Annotated in this window: 21 protein-coding genes; 9 read left to right on the plus strand and 12 right to left on the minus strand. The window is 67.1% G+C overall.

All coding sequences use genetic code 11. The annotated features are described in order from the left end of the window. The first annotated feature begins 8 nt into the window (after positions 1-8). The 8 genes from ACWJI3_RS11895 (at position 9) to ilvD (ending at position 7999) form a co-directional block, all read left to right on the plus strand. Complete coding sequence (locus tag ACWJI3_RS11895) at positions 9-506, plus strand: DUF2231 domain-containing protein (protein ID WP_094513090.1); 498 nt, start codon at positions 9-11, stop codon at positions 504-506. Further along, positions 506-1081: a DUF2231 domain-containing protein gene (locus ACWJI3_RS11900; RefSeq protein WP_094513091.1), complete on the plus strand. Its 576-nt coding sequence runs from the start codon at positions 506-508 to the stop codon at positions 1079-1081. The genes ACWJI3_RS11895 and ACWJI3_RS11900 overlap by 1 nt, the downstream gene beginning before the upstream one ends. Then, entirely contained in the window at positions 1078-2001 is a 924-nt protein-coding gene (locus tag ACWJI3_RS11905; RefSeq protein WP_480203803.1) for a cytochrome c oxidase subunit II, read from the plus strand. The genes ACWJI3_RS11900 and ACWJI3_RS11905 overlap by 4 nt, the downstream gene beginning before the upstream one ends. 5 nt (positions 2002-2006) lie before the next feature. Further along, positions 2007-3695, plus strand: a complete 1689-nt coding sequence (locus ACWJI3_RS11910; protein WP_094513093.1) for a cytochrome c oxidase subunit I — start codon at positions 2007-2009, stop codon at positions 3693-3695. A 3-nt stretch (positions 3696-3698) separates the two neighbouring features. Then, the gene (locus ACWJI3_RS11915; protein ID WP_255141185.1) at positions 3699-4310 is read left to right on the plus strand and encodes a cytochrome c oxidase subunit 3; all 612 of its coding nucleotides are present in this window, start codon (positions 3699-3701) and stop codon (positions 4308-4310) included. Next, the gene (locus tag ACWJI3_RS11920; protein WP_480203804.1) at positions 4307-5821 is read left to right on the plus strand and encodes a GMC oxidoreductase; all 1515 of its coding nucleotides are present in this window, start codon (positions 4307-4309) and stop codon (positions 5819-5821) included. The genes ACWJI3_RS11915 and ACWJI3_RS11920 overlap by 4 nt, the downstream gene beginning before the upstream one ends. Before the next feature lie 35 nt (positions 5822-5856). Next, positions 5857-6159: a hypothetical protein gene (locus ACWJI3_RS11925; protein ID WP_094513448.1), complete on the plus strand. Its 303-nt coding sequence runs from the start codon at positions 5857-5859 to the stop codon at positions 6157-6159. A gap of 169 nt (positions 6160-6328) precedes the next feature. Further along, the gene (gene ilvD / locus ACWJI3_RS11930) at positions 6329-7999 is read left to right on the plus strand and encodes a dihydroxy-acid dehydratase (protein ID WP_094513096.1); all 1671 of its coding nucleotides are present in this window, start codon (positions 6329-6331) and stop codon (positions 7997-7999) included. Here the strand turns inward: ilvD and ACWJI3_RS11935 are convergent. The 7 genes from ACWJI3_RS11935 to glpX all read right to left on the minus strand — a co-directional run bounded on the left by ACWJI3_RS11935 (position 7996) and on the right by glpX (position 14982). Beyond that, entirely contained in the window at positions 7996-8472 is a 477-nt protein-coding gene (locus ACWJI3_RS11935) for a hypothetical protein (RefSeq protein ID WP_480203805.1), read from the minus strand. The genes ilvD and ACWJI3_RS11935 overlap by 4 nt on opposite strands. Beyond that, a complete protein-coding gene (locus tag ACWJI3_RS11940; RefSeq protein ID WP_480203806.1) occupies positions 8469-9032 on the minus strand; it encodes a CIA30 family protein in 564 nt (187 codons plus the stop codon). The genes ACWJI3_RS11935 and ACWJI3_RS11940 overlap by 4 nt, the downstream gene beginning before the upstream one ends. Before the next feature lie 20 nt (positions 9033-9052). Next, the gene (gene pgl / locus ACWJI3_RS11945) at positions 9053-9781 is read right to left on the minus strand and encodes a 6-phosphogluconolactonase (RefSeq protein ID WP_480203807.1); all 729 of its coding nucleotides are present in this window, start codon (positions 9779-9781) and stop codon (positions 9053-9055) included. After that, positions 9781-11196, minus strand: coding sequence for an NADP-dependent phosphogluconate dehydrogenase (gndA, locus tag ACWJI3_RS11950; RefSeq protein WP_255101286.1), 1416 nt, complete (start codon positions 11194-11196; stop codon positions 9781-9783). Before gndA ends, pgl begins: the two co-directional genes overlap by 1 nt. Positions 11197-11282: 86 nt before the next feature. Then, on the minus strand, positions 11283-12578 hold the full coding sequence (locus ACWJI3_RS11955; protein WP_480203808.1) for a glucose-1-phosphate adenylyltransferase: 1296 nt from the start codon (positions 12576-12578) through the stop codon (positions 11283-11285). A 78-nt stretch (positions 12579-12656) separates the two neighbouring features. Beyond that, the gene (locus ACWJI3_RS11960) at positions 12657-13967 is read right to left on the minus strand and encodes a glutamyl-tRNA reductase (protein ID WP_094513102.1); all 1311 of its coding nucleotides are present in this window, start codon (positions 13965-13967) and stop codon (positions 12657-12659) included. Positions 13968-13977: 10 nt separating this feature from the next. After that, positions 13978-14982, minus strand: a complete 1005-nt coding sequence (gene glpX, locus ACWJI3_RS11965; RefSeq protein ID WP_094513103.1) for a class II fructose-bisphosphatase — start codon at positions 14980-14982, stop codon at positions 13978-13980. Positions 14983-15168: 186 nt separating this feature from the next. On the opposite strand from glpX, the gene rpe reads away from it, so the two are divergent. Then, positions 15169-15852, plus strand: a complete 684-nt coding sequence (gene rpe / locus ACWJI3_RS11970; RefSeq protein WP_255141189.1) for a ribulose-phosphate 3-epimerase — start codon at positions 15169-15171, stop codon at positions 15850-15852. A gap of 375 nt (positions 15853-16227) precedes the next feature. Here the strand turns inward: rpe and ccsB are convergent, their stop codons facing one another. From ccsB to ACWJI3_RS11995, 5 genes are all read right to left on the minus strand, one after another. Then, positions 16228-17160: a c-type cytochrome biogenesis protein CcsB gene (gene ccsB / locus ACWJI3_RS11975; RefSeq protein WP_480203809.1), complete on the minus strand. Its 933-nt coding sequence runs from the start codon at positions 17158-17160 to the stop codon at positions 16228-16230. A 54-nt stretch (positions 17161-17214) separates the two neighbouring features. After that, a complete protein-coding gene (locus ACWJI3_RS11980) occupies positions 17215-18333 on the minus strand; it encodes an LptF/LptG family permease (protein WP_480203933.1) in 1119 nt (372 codons plus the stop codon). Positions 18334-18410: 77 nt separating this feature from the next. Further along, on the minus strand, positions 18411-19139 hold the full coding sequence (lptB, locus tag ACWJI3_RS11985) for an LPS export ABC transporter ATP-binding protein (RefSeq protein ID WP_094513108.1): 729 nt from the start codon (positions 19137-19139) through the stop codon (positions 18411-18413). Beyond that, a complete protein-coding gene (locus ACWJI3_RS11990; RefSeq protein ID WP_480203810.1) occupies positions 19136-19690 on the minus strand; it encodes an LptA/OstA family protein in 555 nt (184 codons plus the stop codon). The genes lptB and ACWJI3_RS11990 overlap by 4 nt, the downstream gene beginning before the upstream one ends. 93 nt (positions 19691-19783) lie before the next feature. Beyond that, complete coding sequence (locus ACWJI3_RS11995) at positions 19784-20179, minus strand: DUF309 domain-containing protein (protein WP_094513451.1); 396 nt, start codon at positions 20177-20179, stop codon at positions 19784-19786. Between the last annotated feature and the right edge of the window lie 5 nt (positions 20180-20184).

Raw genomic sequence — 20184 nt, forward strand, 5'->3', positions numbered from 1 at the left:
CTGCGGCCATGCTCGAGCTGTTGCCCCAGCTCAACGATCGCAACCTTCCCTGGATGGACACGATCCATCCGATCGTCGTCCACTTCGTGATCGCCATGGCCCTGATCGCGTTCCTGTTCGACGTGATCGGGCGCCTGGCCGGCAAGCCTGAGCTCTATGAGGTGAGCTTCTGGAACCTGCTGTTCGCCACCGCGGCGATCTTCGTGGCGATCATCTTCGGCCAGGTGGAAGCGGGTCTGGCCAACCCCTATGGCGAATCGCGCGAGATCCTCAACCTGCACAGCACGATCGGCTGGGCGCTGGCCGGCATCCTCTCGGTGCTCACGGCCTGGCGTTACGTGATCCGCAGCAAGGATCCGCGCCGCCTGCCGCTGGCCTTCCTCGGCGCCGGCTCGGTGCTGAGCGTGCTGGTGGTGGTGCAGGTGCTGCTGGGTAGCGAGCTGGTCTGGATCTACGGCCTTCACACCGTCAAGGTGGTGGAAGCGATGCGCGAGGGATTGGTGTGATGGCCCTCGGTCCGAACGGCCTCCCCTACAGCCTGCCGATTCACCCGAACCTGGTGCATCTCACCATCGGCCTGTTCATCATCGCCATCGCCTTTGATATCGCCGGGGCCCTGTTCCCGCTGGAGCGGCGTGTGTTCCGCTTTCTGGCGCTGCCGGTGACCCGCTCCGCCCTGCACGATGTGGGCTGGTACAACCTGCTGGCCTGCAGCGTGGTGAGCTTCTTCACCGTCACCGCCGGCTTTTTCGAGATGCAGCTGGCCGTGCCTCTGCCCGGCATCACCAGCAGCTTCGGCCTCAGCAGCACCGGCAGCATGCTCTGGCACGGCGCCGGTGGTCTGCTGCTGCTGCTGGTGATCGTGCTGATGACCGTGTGGCGGGGCTTTCAGCGCTATGCCTGGCGCCGCGAGATGGGGCGGCAGGTGCAGTGGAGCTACCTGGCCCTCGGCATCGTGATGTTCGCCCTGCTGGGGGTGCACGGCACCATCGGCGCCCAGCTGGCTGTCGAATTCGGCGTGCACGTCACCGCCAACCAGTTGCTGGCCGCCGGCGCCGATCTCCGTGAGGCTCTGCCATGACCAGCTCACCGCCCGCCTCTGTCAATCGGGCCGCGGTGGCCGCCGTCAGCGTCTGGGTGGGGCTGCTGGTGCTGCTGTCGCACTGGCTGGGGCAGCAGGCCTACCGCTGGCTGCCAGTGCAGGCCTCCAGCGCCGCCCCACTGGTCGACGACCTCTTCAGCCTCGAAACCGCGATCGCCTGCTTCGTGTTCGCCGGTGTGGTGTCGGTGATGGCGTACGTGCTGCTGTTCAACCGGGCCGAGAAATACGACATGGACGATGCCGCTCCGGTGGAGGGCAACACCGTGCTGGAGATCATCTGGACGGTGATTCCCCTGGTGCTGGTGATGGCGATCGCCTGGACGACCATCGGCGTCAACCGTGAGATCGGCGCCATCGGCCCCATGGACCACAGCCACGGCGACACCGCCGAGGCGATGGCCGGCGCCCCCACCGCCGAGATCCAGGTGATCGCCCGTCAGTGGTCGTGGGAGTTCCGCTACCCGGATGCGGCTGCGTCGAGCACCGAGCTGCACCTGCCGGTGGGTCGTCGCGTGAGCCTGCAGCTGGAGAGCGCCGATGTGATCCACGGCTTCTACGTGCCCGCCTTCCGCCTCAAGCAGCAGGTGATCCCCGGCCGCTCGATCGCCTTCTTCATCACCCCCACTCGCGAGGGTCGCTACCGCCTGCGCGATTCCGAATACAGCGGCACCTGGTTCGCCGCCAACCAGGTGGATGTGGTGGTGCAGAGCGAGGAGGCCTACCAGGACTGGCTCACCCGGGCGGCGGCCCAGCCCCTGCGGCCCGGCATCAGCGATGCCTCCCGGGAATACGCCCAGCAGCAATCCCGGCTGCGCGCCTCCGGCTATCCCACCGTGCCCCCGGCTCCCCCCCCAATGGTCAACGTGCCCGGCTCGAACACCCTTCCCCACGCAGGTTGACCCCCATGACCCTCACCTCTCTTGATCCCGGCATCCTCAAGGCCGCCCACCCGGTGCCGGGGGCACCGAACAACTGGAAGCGCTTTTTCAGCTTCAACACCGATGCCAAGGTGATCGGCATCCAATACATCGTGACCTCGCTGTTCTTCCTGTTGGTGGGAGGGCTGCTGGCGATGATCATGCGTGGCGAGCTGATCACGCCTGAGGCGGATCTGGTGGATCGCACCGTGTACAACGCGCTCTACACGATGCACGGCACGATCATGCTGTTTCTGTTCATGTTTCCGGTTCTCAACGGCCTCAACAACCTGTTGATCCCCTGCATGATCGGCGCCCCTGACATGGCCTTTCCGCGCCTCAATGCCGCCGCCTTCTGGCTTGTGCCTGTGTTCGGCGTGATCCTGATGGCCAGCTTCCTGGTGCCCGGTGGTCCGGCGGCCTCCGGCTGGTGGTCGTATCCACCGGTGAGCCTGCAGAACCCCCTGGGCCATCTGATCAATGGCGAAGCGCTGTGGATCACGGCGGTGGCCCTTTCCGGCGTGTCGTCGATCATGGGAGCGGTGAACTTCGTGACCACGATCCTGCGCATGCGCGCTCCCGGCATGACGTTCTTCCGGATGCCGATCTTCTGCTGGACCGCCCTCTCCGCCCAGACGATTCAGCTGATCGGCCTGCCCGCTCTCACCGGCGGCGCTGTGATGCTGCTGTTCGATCTGGTGGTGGGCACGTCCTTCTATCGCCCGGAAGGGGGCGGCGACCCTGTGCTCTATCAGCACTTCTTCTGGTTCTATTCCCACCCGGCGGTGTATGTGATCATCCTGCCGGTGTTCGGCATCTTCTCCGAACTGTTTCCCGTGCACGCCCGCAAGCCCCTGTTCGGCTACGTGTTCGTGGCGATGGCTTCGCTGGTGATCGTGGGCCTCAGCCTGGTGGTGTGGGTGCACCACATGTTCCCCAGCGGGGTGCCCCAGTGGATGCGGGATCTGTTCATGGTGTCCACGATGCTGATCGCGGTACCCACCGGCATCAAGGTGTTCGCCTGGTTGGGCACCCTGTGGGGGGGGAAGATCCAGCTGAACACACCGATGCTGTTTTCCCTCGGTGGCCTGTTCAACTTCGTGTTCGCCGGTGTGACCGGCATCATGCTGGCCACGGTGCCGGTGGACATCCACGTCAACAACACCTACTTCGTGGTGGGCCATTTTCACTACGTGATCTACGGCGCTGCCACCATGGGGGTGTATGCGGCGATCTATCACTGGTTCCCTAAGTTCACTGGCCATATGTATTTCGAAGGGCTGGGCAAGCTCCATTTTTTGCTCACCTTTGTAGGCACCAATCTCAACTTCTTTCCGATGCATCCGCTCGGGTTGATGGGCATGCCCCGGCGCGTGTCGTCGTACGACCCGGAATTCGCCTTCTGGAACGTGATCGCCAGCCTCGGCGGCTTTCTGCTGGGGGTGTCGATCATTCCCTTCCTGCTCAACCTGGTGAGCTCCTGGGTGTGGGGGCCCAAGGCGCCGGCCAATCCCTGGAAAGCCATCGGCCTGGAGTGGCTGCTCCCCTCCCCTCCTCCGGCCGAGAACTTTGAAGACAACGTTCCCACCGTGATCAGCGGCCCCTACGGCTACGGCACGGGCAAACCCCTGGTGGAGCACCAGGAGGCCTATGAACGCGCCCTGCAGGAGGCCTGAACCATGACCACCCTTCCCACGGCGGCGCCCACCGGCCCCGGCCCGGCCCATGGCGAAGGCCACGCCAGCCACCCCAGCTACACACTCACCGGCTTCATCATTTTTCTCTGCTCCGAGAGCGTCATCTTTCTGGCGTTCTTCGCCGCCTATGCGCTGCTGAAATCCACCGCCACCAGCTGGTTGCCGCCGGGTGTGGAGGGGTTGGAGTGGCGCACCCCGTTGCAGTTCACGGTGGTGCTCGTGTCGAGCAGCGGCACGATCGCCGTGGCGGAGCACTTCCTCGGCCAGAAACGCCTGTGGGCGTTCCGCGCCTTCCTGCTGCTCACCATGGCGATGGGCTCCGTCTTTCTCTATGGCCAGGCGAGTGAATGGAGCGGCCTTTCGTTCGGCTTCACCAGCGGCACCTTCGGCGGTCTGTTCTATCTGCTCACCGGCTTTCACGGCCTGCATGTGGCCACCGGCATCCTGCTGATGGGCCTGATGCTGGGGCGCTCGTTCTACCCAGGCAACTACGACAACGGTGAACAGGGTGTCATCGCTGTTTCCCTGTTCTGGCACTTCGTGGATGTGATCTGGGTGCTGCTCTTTCTGCTTCTCTACGCCTGGCAAGCATGATCATCGATGACACCCACTACGACGTGATCGTCGTCGGCAGCGGCGCCGGAGGCGCCACCCTGGCCAGCGATCTGGCGGCGAAGGGCCGCTCGGTGCTGCTGCTGGAGCGGGGCGCCGCCTTGCCCCGAGAAGACCAGAACGTCGCGGATGTGGACCTGTTCCGCAAAGACCGCTACCACCCTGGCGAGCAGTGGTTCGGCACCGATGGCGATCCCTTCTCCCCCCAGGCGGTGTATGCCCTCGGCGGCAACACCAAGATCTGGGGGGCGGTGCTGGAGCGGATGCGGGAGCAGGAGTTCGGCCCGTTGCGCTATCAGGAAGCCACCGCACCCTCCTGGGGTCTCCCCTACAACCATTTCGCCCCCTGGTACGACCGGGCTGAAGCCCTCTACCGCGTGCATGGCCGCCAGGGGGTGGATCCCACCGAGCCCAGCCGTTTCGCCGCCTACGCCAGGTTGCCGCGGCCGCTTGATCCCTTGCTGGAGGAGCTGCGTGAAGGCCTCCGTCGCCAGTCGTGCCATCCCTACGACCTGCCGCTCAGCTGGTCGGAGGATCCGGCAGACCCCAGCGGCGATGCGGAGCTGTTCGGTGTCACTCCGGCGCTTGCTGGCGCCCGCACCTGCCTGCGCACCAACGCCAGGGTCAACCGCCTGCATGTGAATCCCGGCGGCACGGAGGTGCGCGGAGTGGAGGCGGAGATCGAGGGCCAGAACTGGCTCTTTCGTGGTGATCAGGTGGTGCTGGCCGCTGGCGCAGTGAACACGGCGGTGATTCTGCTGCGCTCTGTCTCAGATCCCCATCCCGCCGGCCTGGCCAACGGCTCCGGCCAGGTGGGCCGCAACCTGATGCGGCCCCAGCTCACGGCGATCCTGCAGCTGGCGGCCCGGGCCAACTCCGGCGCTTACCCCCGCAGCCTCGGCGTCAACGACTACTACTGGGGTGACAAGAACGTGAGCTTCCCGCTCGGCCACATCGAGAGCGGCGGCGGCGTGCTGCAGGACGCCCTGTTCGCCGAATCCCCGCCGGTGCTTTCGCTGGTGACCCGGCTGCTCCCCAACGCGGCGTTGCGGCAGCTGGCGGCCCGCTCGGTGTGCTGGTGGGCGATGAGTGCGGTGCTGCCCGATCCGGACAATGCGATCACCCTGCGGCGTGACCGCATCCGCATCCACTACCTGCCCAACAATCTCGAAGCCCACGACCGGCTCGTCTACCGCTGGATCGACACCCTGCGGCGCACCGAAAAGGACCCCCTCACCCAGGTGGTGCGTCCCTCGCCGGTGCATCCACGCGGCGAAGCACCGCTGGCGGTGATGGGCTACGCCTGCGGCACCTGCCGCATGGGCAGTGATCCGGCCAGCTCCGTGGTGGATCTGGCGGGGCGTAGCCATGAAGTGGCCAACCTCTGGATCGCCGATGCCAGCGTCTTCCCCAGCTGTCCATCGGTGTCGCCCGGCCTCACGGTGATCGCCAATGCCCTGCGCGTGGCGGATGCCTTGATGCACGCCTTCTAGGCTGTGTCACTGGGCTTTTGGATCGGAGCCACCTGATGGCAGGACACAACGGGTCAACGCGCGGCGGCAGCACCATCCTGGCCAGCGCTATCGCCGGGGCCGTGGTGGGAGCGGCCGGGCTGGCCTGGTGGCTGCTCGACGCCGCTGAGCGCCGCCGGCTGGCCGAGCGCCAGCGCCGTCGCCTCACCCTGTCGCGCTTTCAGGATGGCCCCAGCGAGGGAGAGGGCTACATCCGTCGCCCGCTGCTCGAAAAGGAGCTGCAGCACAAGGTTCAGGAGCTCAACCAGGCCATCGAGGATGTGCGCCGCCAGCTGGAGTGCCTAACCCCGGACAACTGATCCGCCCGCTGGCCCAACAGCTTTCAGCCCAGGCGCAAGCCAAAGGCCTGCCTCACGGCTCCTCCGACTTGGAACCCTTCCCGCCGCACGCTGTGTTCTGCGGACTCTCCTGACGCGGAGGCTTTTCCTGCGGATCGGTAGGTTGATCTCCGGTGTTCCCCTGCCTTCCATGCTCCGCTCCGCCGCCATCACCGCAGGTGTCCAGCGTTCCCCCAACCGCGCCATGTTGCGGGCGGTGGGCTTCGGCGACGGCGACTTCGACAAGCCGATCATCGGCATCGCCAACGGCTACAGCACGATCACGCCCTGCAACATCGGCCTGAACGACCTGGCCCGGCGCGCTGAGCAGTCCGCCCACAGCGCCGGTGCCATGCCCCAGATGTTCGGCACCATCACCGTCAGCGACGGCATCTCGATGGGCACCGAGGGAATGAAGTATTCGCTCGTGTCGCGGGAGGTGATCGCCGATTCGATCGAAACCGCCTGCAACGCCCAGAGCATGGACGGCCTGCTGGCGATCGGCGGCTGCGACAAGAACATGCCCGGCGCCATGCTCGCCATGGCCCGCATGAACATCCCGGCGATCTTCGTCTATGGCGGCACGATCAAGCCCGGCCGGCTTGGTCCCTGTGATCTCACCGTGGTGAGCGCCTTCGAGGCGGTGGGTCAGTTTTCGGGGGGGCGCATCGATGAGGCGGAGCTGCTGGCGATCGAGAAGAACGCCTGCCCCGGTGCCGGCAGCTGCGGCGGCATGTTCACCGCCAACACGATGAGCTCGGCCTTCGAAGCGATGGGGCTCAGCCTGCCGGGCAGTTCCACCATGGCGGCGGAAGATCCGGAGAAGGCGGAGAGCGCCGCCCGTTCGGCGGAGGTGCTGGTGCGTGCCATCGAGGCGAACATCCGCCCCCGCGACCTGATCACCCGCGAGGCGATCGAAAACGCGATCAGCGTGATCATGGCCGTCGGCGGCTCCACCAACTCGGTGCTGCACCTGCTGGCGATCGCCCGCACCGCCGAGGTGCCGCTCACCATCGACGATTTCGAAACCATCCGCCAGCGGGTGCCGGTGATCTGTGACCTCAAGCCCAGCGGCCGCTACGTGACGGTGGATCTGCACCGGGCCGGCGGCATCCCGCAGGTGATGAAGCTGCTGCTCGATGCGGGCCTGCTGCACGGCGACTGCGGCACGATCGAGGGGCGCACCCTGCGTGAGGTGCTTGCCGATGTGCCCAGCGAGCCCCCGGCCGGTCAGGACGTGATCCGGCCCCTCTCCAATCCGCTCTATGCCAAGGGGCACCTGGCCATCCTCAAGGGCAACCTGGCGGAAGAGGGGGCGGTGGCCAAGATCAGCGGCGTCAAGACCCCCGTGATCACCGGCCCGGCCCGCGTGTTCGAGAGCGAGGAAAGTGCCCTGGAGGCGATCCTGGCCGGAGCTGTGGGGGCCGGCGATGTGGTGGTGGTGCGTTACGAGGGTCCCGTGGGTGGCCCCGGCATGCGCGAGATGCTCTCCCCCACCGCCGCGATCGTGGGCCAGGGGCTGGGCGAATCGGTGGCGTTGATCACCGATGGCCGCTTCAGTGGTGGCTCCTACGGCATGGTCGTGGGACACGTGGCACCGGAGGCGGCCGTGGGCGGCACCATCGCGCTGGTGGAAGAAGGCGACAGCATCACTGTGGACGCCCACCAGCTGCTGATTCAGCTGAACGTTGACGCGGCCGAGCTGGAGCGCCGGCGCGCTGCCTGGGTGGCCCCCGCCCCCCGTTACCGCACCGGCGTGCTGGGCAAGTACGCCCGCCTGGTGAGCAGCAGCAGTCTGGGCGCCGTCACCGATCCGGTCTAGGCCTGCCAGGGGGGCTCGCCCGCAGGGCCTGCAGCCTCTGCAGGGTCCCCTCCGTGTGCATCGGAGGGGAGGCTGAGCAAGGCGCGCAGACGCCGGGCCAGGGCTTCCAGCGGGGCGCCGGCCGGCGGCCGCTCGGTGCGCAGCCCCGTCTCCCCATCCATCCAGACGGGGTGCTGGCCGTGCCAGAGCATCGGTTGCTCCGGTTGCTCCGGCCAGCTGAGCATCATGTGGAGGTCGTTGCCGCTGCGGTAGAGCTCCAGCTCGATGTCCTGCTGCGGCAGCCGCTCCCCGTCGATCCCCCGCGGCTGCAGGCGCAGGCAGCAGTCGCCAGGCCCGCCCGAGCTTTCGCTGGCGGAGCCTTCACAGCCGGAGGCCCCGCTGGCCATGGCTCCCACCACCGCATGGCGGTGCGGTTTGAGGCAGAGATCGGCCGCGGCGGCGATCCGCCGGCTGAGCTCATCGGCGGCGCTCACGGCACCGCTCGCACCGCCACCAGAGACAACTGCAGCGGGCCGGCCCGGAAGCCTGCGTTCAGCTGGCCGTCGTCGCCGAACTTGGAATGCAGCACCTGCAGCCGCGTGACCCGGCCGGGATCGAGGCGCAGTGGCAGGTTCAGCGGGCGGGCCCGCACCGAGGCCCGCAGCTGAGCGAAGGGAATCTCCACCCGTTGGGGCGGCTGGTCAGGCGCGCTGACGCTGGTGTCGAACTCCGCCACCCAGCGCAGCCCGCCGGGGATCAGCTCGGTGAGCCCGGCGACGCCATCGGCGCAGGCCACGGCCAGCTTGTAGCGGCGGCCGTCGCCACGCAACTCCAGCTGCAGGGCGCGGTAGTCGCCCAGGTTCAGCGGCGGGGAGAACAGCGGCGAGCGGCAACTCACGAAGCCACCGCCCTGCTCCACCACATCGGCCTCCAGCACCAGCCCCTCCGGGCCGATGCGGCAGACGCCGCTGCTGCGTCCTCCCATGATCGTGTCGTTCAAGGCCAGCCAGCCGCTGAACCCGTCGCCGCTCACCACCACCAGCGGTGCCACCATGCCAGCCGGCTCCATCAAGGCTACAAGCCTGCCGCAGCGGCGGGATCGGCGAGGATCAGCACCGGAGTGAAGGGCTTCACCAGCCGGGCCGGGGTGCGCACGGCCGGCTCGTTCGGATCAAGCAGGCGTTGCAGGGCCTGGCGCTTGCCTGCCCCGCTCACCAGAAACACCACCTGGCGCGCGGCACTCAGCACCGGTGCGGTGAGGGTCACGCGGGGCAGGCCCTTGCCCTCGCTGATCGTCACCGGGCGATCCACCACCGTGGTGGCCGCCGTGCCTGGAAACAGCGAGGCAGTGTGGCCGTCTTCCCCCAGACCCAGCAGCACCACATCCAGCACCGGCGGATCGCCGGCGCAGAGGCGAGCCAGCACGGCCGCGAAGGCGGCGGCGCTGGCTTCCGGCGTGTCCTGATCGGTGGGGATGGGATGAAAGCAGGCCTCCCGGCCCGGGCCGGCGGCCAGCAGGGAGCGGCTCAGCAGCAGCGCATTGCTGGAGGGGTCGTCGGCCGGCACCCAGCGCTCATCCCCGAGCAGCACGTCCACCCGGTTCCAGGGCAGATGGGCCGCGCCCAGATGGCGATAGGCGGCCTCCGGGGTGGTGCCACCGGCGAGGGCGATCTGGACCCGCTCCCGCTCCGCCAGCGCCAGGTCGATGGCAGAGGCGATCGTGGTGGCGGCGCACTCGGCCAGCTGCTCCTGCCCCCCGGCTACCACCTTCAGCTGATAGGTGGGCGATGGGGTGTGCTCCATCAGAGCCACTCGGTGTGGAAGGCACCGTCGCGGTCCACCCGTTGATAGGTGTGGGCGCCGAAGCAATCGCGCATGGCCTGCAGCAGGTTCTGGGGCAGGCGGGCGGTGCGGTAGCTGTCGATGTAATCGAGCGTGCTGCTCAGGCAGGGCACGGGAATGCCGGCCTGGGCGGCATCTGCCACCACCTGGCGCAGGCCGGGCAGCCGGCGGTTGATCTGTTCGGCGAACCAGGGGTCCACCATCAGGTTCGCCAGACCCGGATTGGCGTCGTAGGCGTCCTGGATGCGCTGCAGCAGGCGGGCGCGGATGATGCAGCCCCCCTTCCAGATCTGGGCGATCGCGGACAGGTGGAGGTTGTAGTCGTGCAGCTTGGAGGCTTCCACCAGCAGGGCCATGCCTTGGGCGTAGCTGGCGATGCAGGCAAGGATCACCGCATCGCGCAGCGGCGGCAGGCCTTCGGTGGGCTCGCCGAGCTGCACGGGGTGGGGCGCCGGACCCGGCAGCACCGATTCAGCGGCCACCCGCTCGGATTTCATCGAGCTCATCACCCGCCCGTTCAGGGAGGCGTAGATGGTGGGCACGGGCACTCCCATTTCCAGCGCGCTGATCACGGTCCAGAGGCCGGTGCCTTTCTGGCCGGCCACGTCGAGGATCTTTTCGACCAGGTCGCCGCCATCCTCGGGATCGCGGGTGCGCAGGCACACCTCGGTGATCTCCACCAGATAGGAGGAGAGCTCCTCCAGCTGGTTCCAGCCGTCGAACACATCGGCCATGGCGATGCCATCGAGGCCGGCGCCGCGCTTCATCAGGTCGTAGGCCTCCACCAGGATCTGCTCGATCCCGTACTCGATGCCGTTGTGCACCGTCTTGACGAAATGGCCGGCGCCACCGGGGCCGATGTAGGTGACGCAGGGGCCGTCCTCCACCTGGGCGGCCATCTTGGTCACCAGGCTCTCAATGGCGTCGTAGGCCGCCTTGGTGCCGCCGGGCATCATGCTCGGCCCCTCCAGGGCGCCCTTGGCGCCACCGGACACCCCCATGCCGATGTAGCCGAAGCTCTTGCTCTCCAGCTCCTTCACCCGCCGCTCGGTGTCGGTGTAGAGAGAGTTGCCGCCGTCGATCAGCAGATCGCCGTCCTCCAGGTACGGGGAGATGGCGGCGATGGTGTCGTCGATCGGCTGGCCCGCCTTGATCATCATCAGGATGCGGCGGGGCCGCTCCAGGCTGGCCACGAACTCCTCAAGGGAGTGGGCGCCGATGATCTGAAGGCCGGCGCCGCGGCCGTTGAGGAACTCTTCCGTCTTGGCCCAGGTGCGGTTGTAGACGACGCTGGAGAAGCCGTTGCGCTCAGCGTTGAGGACCAGGTTTTCGCCCATCACGCCCAGGCCGATCAGGCCGAAGTGCGCTTTGCTCATGTGGGTTGGGCTGCAAACCTTTCTGAGCCAGTGTGCCCCTGCGGCCCGCCCGACGCCGCCGCCTGCGCGGCTGTGTCAGCAACCGCTCAGATCACGGTGCCGTCAGCGATGGTGGCGTTCTTCTCCACCACCACGATGCCGTTGCGGATGTAAAAGCCCAGCTCCGGCCGGTCGGCTTCCTCGATGTGGTCCTTGTTCACGATCGTGACGTTGCGGCCGATGCGCACGTTCTTGTCGAGGATCGAGCGCCGCACGGTGGTGCCATTGCCCACGCCCAGTGGGATGCCGCCCCGCTCGCGCAGCACGGCCCGCTCTTCCGCCGATTCGAAGTAGTCGGCGCCCATCACCAGGGTGTCCTGAAGCACCACTTCGGCCTCGATGCGCGAGCGCACGCCGAGCACGCAGTGGTGGATGCTGCAGGCCTGCAGCAGGGAGCCTTCACCGATGATCGACTGCGTGACCTGGGTGTCCAGCAACTTGCTGGGGGGCAGGTAACGGGGCCGTGTGTAGATGGGGAATTTCTCGTCGTAGAAGGAGAAGGCCGGGCTGGGTTGGTCGGTGAGCGCCAGGTTGGCCTCGTAGAACGCCCCGATCGTGCCGATGTCCTCCCAGTAGTCGTTGAAGACGAAGCTGCTGAGCTTGTCGCCCCGCGCCAGGGAGGTGGGGATGATCTCCTTGCCGAAGTCGGTGGCTTCGGGATTGCTCACCAGCAGGTCGAACAGGGTGTCGCGGCTGAACACATAGATGCCCATCGACGCCAGGTAGGGGCGCTTGAGGGCCTCGTCGGCCGAGAGGCCGTGGCGGGAGGTGTCGACCGCCATCGCTTCCAGGGCGGCGCCCTTCGGCTTCTCGCTGAACTCGCGGATCCACCCCTGGGGATCGGTACGCATCAGGCCGAAGCCCTCCGCCTGGGCTGCATCCACCGGCAGCGCCGCCACGCTCAGGTCGGAGCCGGTGTCGATGTGGTGGCGCACGAAGCTGCTGTAATCCATCCGGTAGAGCTGGTCGCCGGAGAGAATCAGGTAGTGGTCCACGTCCCATTCGTGGAACAGCCACTGGTATTTGCGCACGGCGTCCGCAGTGCCTTCAAACCAGCTGGGGCTGTCAGGGGTCTGCTGAGCCGCGAGCACCTCCACGAACCTCTGCCCGAAGCCGGCGGAGAGGTTGTAGGTCTGGGTGAGGTGGCGGTTGAGCGACGCGCTGTTGAACTGCGTCAGCACGTAGATCTTGTTGACCCCGGAGTTGATGCAGTTGCTCACCGGGATGTCGATGAGCCGGTATTTACCGGCCAGCGGCACCGCCGGCTTGGCCCGCATCTTTGTGAGCGGGTAGAGCCGGGTGCCCGCTCCGCCGCCGAGGATGATCGCCAGAACCCGCTTCATCACTGCCCCCAAGGACTGCTGTTGTCAGCATTCGAGCACCGTACCGGAGCACGTGACCCCCGGTCGGTGGTCTGGAATTCAGCCCTCACCGCTGGACTCATCGAGCGCGAAAAGTTCATGGAGCACTTTCATGGATTGATGGCGTTGCTGGCGTGGCTGGGGCGCCCGCAGGTGGGTGACCGGGCTGTGCAGGATCTTGTTGACGATGCCTTTGGTGAGGGCTTCCACCACCTTGCGCTCCCGCGCTGAAAGGTCGGGGCCCATGCGGCTGAGCGCTTTCTGCAGCTCCTGTTCGCGGATCAGCTCCAGCTGCTGGCGGAGCCGGTTGAGGGTGGGCACGGCTTCCAGGCCGTCCCACCAGTCGAGGAACTGGCGAGCTTCCTCCTGCAGCAGCCCTTCGGCTTCGGCGGCGATCTCACGGCGGGCCTCCTGATTGCGAGCCACCACCTCCTGCAGATCGTCCACATCGAAGGCCTCCACCCCACCCAGGGCAGCGACGTCGGAGCTGATGTTCCGTGGCACGCCGATGTCGATCAGCTTCAGCGAGGAGCGGCGGTTGAGACCCTGCAGCCGGGCGGCGTCGATGATCGGCTCATCGGCTGCCGTGCTGGTGAACACCAGCGAGCAGGTGCTGAGGCAATGGTCCAGGTCTTCGAGCGGCCGGCATTGCACCGGCAGCTCGGGAAAATCAGCCGCCAGGGCCTCCGCCCGTGACACGGTGCGATTGAGCAGCACAAGAGCGCGGCAGCCCTTGGCCTGCAGGTGCTGCAGCAGCAACCGGGACATGCGCCCCGCTCCCACCACCGCCACCTGCTCCCCCTCGAGCGACACGAGGTCGTCGACGCCGCGGCTCTGGCCCACCTTGAGCTGGGCCAGCTCCACCGCCGCCGAGCTGATCGACACGGCGCCAGTGCCGAGATTGGTTTCGGTACGTACCCGCTTGCCGGTGCTCACCGCCTGGGTGAGCAGCCGGTTGAGGATCGGGCCGATCGAGCCATGCTCCTGGCCCAGCCGCACCATCTTCTTCACCTGGGAGAGGATCTGCCCTTCCCCAAGCACCAGGCTGTCGAGCCCTGCCGCCACCCGCAGCAGATGACCCACCGCCTCTTCATGGTGATACGTGAAGAGGTGGGGGGTGAGTTCGCCGAAATCAAGGCCCGAGTGCTGGCTCAGGAAGGAGCCCACGGCCGTGATGCCCTGCTCCGGATGGCGCAGCAGCGTGTAGATCTCAAGCCGGTTGCAGGTGCTGAGGATGGAGGCCTCGAGCACCTGGGCATCGCCGCGCAGGATCTGGAGGGATTCCTCCATCGTCTGCTCCGGGATGCTGAGGCGCTCCCGGATTTCGACTGGAGCCGTGCGATGGCTGAGCCCGACGACGGCGATGTGCATGGGGTGGGACTCAGCGCAGCGCGACGCTTTGAGCGCCGGGCTTGATGTGGATGGTGTCCGTGAAGCGGGCGCTGGAATCGAGCGAGGAAATGATCAGGCTGCTGGTGCGGGTGCAGTCGCGCTCGAACTTGACGCCCTTGAACAGCAGGCCATCGGTGATGCCGCTGCCTGCGAAGACCACGTTCTCGCCGGAGGCCAGCTCCTCGGCCTCGTACACCTTGTCGATGTCGGTGATGCCCATTTCATTGAGGCGAGCGATGTTGCCTTCCTTGGTGTAATCGGCCCACTCGGAGGTCTGGGCGACCGCGGGGTCATACACGAGCTGACCCTGGAAGTGGCCACCCAGGCAGCGCAGGGCTGCAGCGGAGATCACCCCTTCCGGAGCAGCGCCGATGCCCATCAGGCAATGGGTGCCGGTGCCGGAGAAGCCACAGGCGATGGCCGCCTGCACGTCACCGTCGCTGATCGGCTTCACCCGGGCGCCGGTGGCGCGGATCTCGGCAATCAGATCCTTGTGGCGGGCGCGGTCCATCACCACGATCACCAGCTCATTGGCGGGCAGGCCGAGGCACTCGCTGAGGATGGCGATGTTTTCCGTGGCGCTCTTGCGGATGTCCACCTTGCCTTTGGCGGCCGGCGGTGCCGCCAGCTTCTTCATGTAGAAGTCGGGCGCATTGAAAAGGCCACCGCGGTCGGAAGCGGCCAGCACGGCCATCGAGCCGTCTTGGGCGTTGGCGCAGAGGTTGGTGCCTTCGCAGGGGTCGACGGCGAAATCCACGCCGGGACCGGTGCCGCTGCCCACTTCCTCGCCGATGTAGAGCATCGGGGCTTCGTCGCGCTCCCCTTCGCCGATCACGATCCGGCCCTGCATGGCGATGCTGCCCATCCGCAGGCGCATGGCCTCCACGGCAGCAGCGTCGGCTTCATCTTTCTTGCCGAGGCCGGTCAGGTGCGCAGAGGCGATGGCGGCCTGCTCGACGACTTCAAGCAGTTCCTGAATGAGGGTGCGATCCACAAAAGTCCGGCAGGGGGAGGGAGCGGCGGTGCCGAAGCAAGAACCGGCAGACCAGCTGCAGCAGGTTTGTTTCGGTCTCTGGCCGTGGCGACTGTATCAGCGCCCCATGGGGCGGCCAGCGGCTGGGGGGCCGGTACCGGCCTCTTCCTACAATGGCGTGGATCTCTTGCCCCGGTGGCCCCAGCCATGAGCACCAAGCCTCTGGTGATCGCCCCGTCGATCCTGTCTGCAGATTTTGCCCGTCTCGGCGACGAAGTGCGGGCCGTTGACGAGGCGGGGGCCGATTGGATCCATGTGGATGTGATGGACGGACGCTTCGTCCCCAACATCACCATCGGCCCACTGATCGTCGAAGCCCTGCGCCCCGTCACGCAGAAACCGCTCGATGTGCACCTGATGATCGTGGAGCCCGAGCGTTATGTGGGCGATTTCGCCAAGGCGGGCGCCGATCACATCTATGTACAGGTGGAAGCCTGCCCTCACCTCCACCGCAACCTCGGCCAGATCAAGGATCTGGGCAAGAAGGCCGGTGCGGTGCTCAACCCCGGCACACCGCTGGAAACCCTCGAGTACTGCCTCGAGCTCTGTGACCTGGTGCTGATCATGAGCGTGAACCCCGGCTTCGGCGGCCAGAGCTTCATCCCCTCAGCCGTGGAAAAGGTACGCCGCCTGCGACGTATGTGCGACGAGCGGGGCCTCGATCCCTGGATCGAAGTGGATGGCGGTCTCAAGGCCAACAACACCTGGCAGGTGGTGGAAGCCGGTGCCAACGCGATCGTGGCCGGTTCGGCCGTGTTCAACGCGCCTGATTACCGCGAAGCGATCGACGGTATTCGCCACAGCCGTCGCCCCGAAGCGATCCTCGTTTGAAGTGCGAGGTCGGAGTGCCTGGTCTTGAGTGAGCGACCGACCGGTCGTAGCGCCCGGTCCGAGGCTGGTCTGCCCTGAGCCTCGATGACTGGGCCAGTCGCGCTTGACCCCTAGGGCGGCTGATTCCCCAGCCGGTTGATTTCGAGGGCGCCGGAAGCGAATCCGGCGCCTTTTTTCATGGCTGAGCCTCACCCCCCCCAACAGCGGCCCAGTGAGCTTGAGGAATGCACAACCTGGCGAGAAACCACACCATGTCGGGCTGCGCACTCAATGCGTGCTGATTGCTCACTGAACGCAGCAATCATCAGAGCCATGAACCCGAACACCACAGCCGGCGTTTTCGTGGCGGGGCCTACGGGGTCAGGGAGGTGGGGCTCAGGCGCCCAGGAACCAGCCGTAGCTGTGCAAACCGATGCCCAGCAGATTCACGCCGATGTAGCAGACGACGATCACCACCAGCCCGGCAGAGGCCACCAGGGCCGGTCGCCTGCCCTGCCAGCCGCGGCTCAGCCGGGTGTGCAGATAGGCGGCATAGACGAGCCAGCAGATCAGGGCCCAGGTTTCCTTCGGGTCCCAGCTCCACCAGCTGCCCCAGGCCTCATTGGCCCACACGGCGCCGCTCACCAGACCGACCGAGAGCAGCAGGAAGCCCACCGTGATCGTGCGGTAGCTGAGGCTGTCGAGCTGTTCGCTCACGCCGATGGCCACGCTGCTCAGCTCCAGGCCTTGGCCGCTGCTGGCCTCGCCGCCCCCCGGCACCACGGCCAGCTGGGCGCGGCGGAAGCCGCCGCTGCCGATCGAACTGCTGCGCAGCTCCAGCTGGCGGCCCCGCTCGGTGAACAGCACGGCCACCGATAGGAGTGAACCCACCAGCAAGGCGGCGTAGCTCACCATGATCACGCTCACATGCATCACCAACCAGCTGGAGCGGAGGGCCGGCACCAGTGGGGAGGCCGCCTGCAGGCGGTCGGGCAGGGCGAAGCTGGCAAAGGCCACACAGCCAAGACCCATTGGTGTCGCTGCCGCCGCCACCAGCGGGGAAGCCCAGGAGCGCTCCACCAGCAGCTGGGTGAGCGTGCAGGCCCAGGCCAGGAAGCAGAGCGATTCGTAGAGATTGCTGATCGGGAAGTGTCCCGATTCCCACCAGCGCAGTGTGAGTTGGGCGGTGAGGCTCACGTTGGCGCCGGCCACCAGCAGGCGCACCACCGTGCTCGAACGGCCGCCGCTCAAACTCCAGAAGGCCAGCGGCAGAGCGACCAGCAGCAGGCCGAAGGCGATCAGGGCGAGGGTCAGAACCGGATCGGTCACAGAAAGCACGATTCCCAGAAGCGGTTGGGTCAGTCTGCCTGGCGGGCAGGGAGATCAGCGGCTGGCCTGTCGGAGCAGCACAAGGCCACCCGCCAGACCGATGAACACCGGCATCCAGGCTGCCAGGAAGGGGGCCAGGGTGCCCTTCACCCCCAGCGAACTGAAGATGAAGGACATCAGGTAGTAGGAGAAAATCAGCAGGACGCTGATGCCGAACCCCTGGCTGCGGCTGGTGCGGGCATCCGGGCGCACGCCCAGGCTGCTGCCGATCAGCCCGAACACCAGGCAGATGGTGGGGAAGGCGAATTTCTCCTGAATGCGCACCCGCATCCGGCGGGCCTCCTTCTGGTCGCCGGCCTCTCTGAGCAACTGCTCGGCGCGCAGGGCTTCGGCCACGGACATGCTGGCGGCGTCCTTGGGCAGGGCAGCCAGTTTCAGCGGCCCCTGATCGAGCGGATAGAGATAGCGGTCGAACCTGGCGGATGTGGTGGAGCCCTCAGCCCCTCCCACCAGCACCACCTGGCCGTCCCTGAATTCCCACATGCCCTGCTCCGCGTTCCAGATTCCCTGCTTGGCCTGCAGGATCTGGGTGCCGTTCTCGCGGGTGAAATCGAGCACCGTCACATCCTGCATCTCCCCTTTCTCGAATCTGCGCGCATAGAAGAGCTGAGAGAGGTAGCGGTCGGCGCCGGAATCATCCTTGGCGGGCCGCAGGCTGAAGCGCGAGTAAATGATGTTACTGCCCTTCTCCGTGGCCACCGACCTGCCCAGGGCCTCATTGAGGGTGTCGGCCGCCTGGAGGTTGGCAGCGGGCACGATCAGGTCGTTGAACGTGAAGGTGAGCAGGCTCATCAGCAGCGCCACGCCCAGGGCCGGCATCACCATGCGGCTGGTGCTCACGCCGATGCTGCGCAGAGCCGTGAGCTCACTGTTGCCCGACAGCCTGCTGTAGGCCAGCAGTGTGGCCATCAAGGTGGCCATCGGAAACGACAGCACCAGGAATCCCGGCAGGCGCAGGCCCAGCACCTGCATCGCCGCCGTCACCGGCAAGCCCGATTCCGCCACCCGGCGCACCAGCTCGAACACCACCCCCACCGACAGGGACACCGTGGTGAAGGCCGCCACGCCGAACAGCAGCGGGCCGAGCAGTTCACCGCTCAGCCAACGGTCCATCAGCGGCAGGCGCTCCCAGAGCAGCAGTACGGGGCGCAGCAGCCGCTTGGGCGCCAGCACGGGTTCATGAGCAAGTGTCACAGCTGGAAGCCCTCCCCCAGGTAGTGCTGGCGCACAAGCGGGTTGCTGGCCACCTCAGCCGAAGGCCCGGAGGCCAGCAGGCTGCCTTCCGTGAGGATGTAGGCGCGGTCGGTGATGGAGAGGGTCTCCCGGACGTTGTGATCGGTGATCAGCAGACCCATGTTGCGATCCCGCAGAGTGCCGATCAGGGTCTGGAGGTCGGCAACGGCGAGCGGATCGACGCCGGCGAAGGGTTCATCCAGCAGCAGGTAGCGCGGGCCCGCTTCGCCCACCGCCAGGGCGCGCGCCACTTCGCAGCGGCGCCGCTCTCCTCCAGACAGCTGGAAGCCACGGCGGTGCTGAAAGTTGGTCAGGTGGAACTCCTCTACCAACTGCTCGACGCGCTCCCGCCGCCCCGCCACCGGAGCGCCGCTCTGTTGCAGGGCGAGCTGCAGGTTCTGGCGCACGCTCAGCTGCCGGAAAACGCTCGGCTCCTGGGGCAGGTAGCCGATGCCCAGACGGGCACGCTCCGGCATGGCCAGCCGCTCCACCCGCTTCCCATCGAGCACGACCCGGCCCCGATCCGGTTTGAGCAAGCCGGTGACGAGGTTGAAGGTGGTGGTCTTGCCGGCGCCGTTGGGGCCCAGCAGGCCGACCACTTCGCCGGGCTCCAGGGCGAGGGTCACCCCCTTGACCAGAGGGCGGCCTCCGATGCTCAGGGCCACCCCTTCCAACACAAGGCTCATGGCACTGCTGGCCCAGCAGGCTGAGCGTTCTGCTGGATCCTTAGCTGGCTGAACACCTGCTTGCCATCGGTGGGTTGGGCCAGCACCCGTTCGGTGTCCACCAGGTAGACCACCCGTTCGGCGCGCAGCAGGTTGCCGCCTTCCTGCACCACGTCCACATCGCCGGTGAGCACGATGCGCCCCTCCCGGGTGAAGTACTGGGCCTGGCGGGCGGTGGCGGCCAGGCGCCGATCGGGGTAAAGAATCCTCACGTTGCCGGTGGCGGTCACGATGCCGGTGCTGTTGTCAGCGCGCTGCGTGTCCGATTCGATCGTCACCAGGCCGGTGGGCGTGATCGGTGCCTGCGGCGTGAGCACCGTTCCTTCAGGGGCTGACGTCGAGGTGGGCATCGGGGCCCCCGGTGCGGCGCCCGCCGGCCGCGGCAACTGGGGCGCTTCGGGCACCTGCGACCCCAGCGGCAGCGCCCGCGCCAGGGGGGAATGGAGGCTCCAGAGCGCGAGCATTAGTGCCGCCCCTGCGGTAGCGAGGGGGGGGCGACGGCGTCGGTGCATCTCAGGCATGGTTCCGGCAGTGGCAGGAAGGGGGCGGGCGTGGGAGTCCCGCATCCGTCTCAGGGAGCGAGCTTCGCGGCAGGGGTCTGCGGGTCAGGCAGCTGGCGTCAACACTGGCAGGGGGAGGGCCCCTGGGTCATTCCCCTGTTGCAGACAGTGCAGCCGGTCAGCCACCCGGGCGCGCAGCAGGGTGAGGTTGAAGCCGAGGGCGTCGGCCGGAAACGGTGCCAGCCGGCCCAGCCCTTCACCCAGCAGCAGCGTGGCTCCACGCTGGTTGCCGCGCTGCAGATGCAGGTGGGCCACGGCGATCTGCAGAAATCCCTGAAGCGCGGCTCGGTCGGGCCCCTGGGTTTCGTGCCAGATCTCCTCGAACACGTCGTGGCAGGCGTACCACTCACCCGCGTTGAACAGCCCTGCGGCCATCTGCAGACGGGGGTCTGCGGTCAGGTCGTCGGCGGGGGGCACTGGGCCGGGGTGGCGGGACGCCATCCCCT

This window comes from Marcopretia estuarina LEGE 06307 (genome assembly GCF_056633115.1).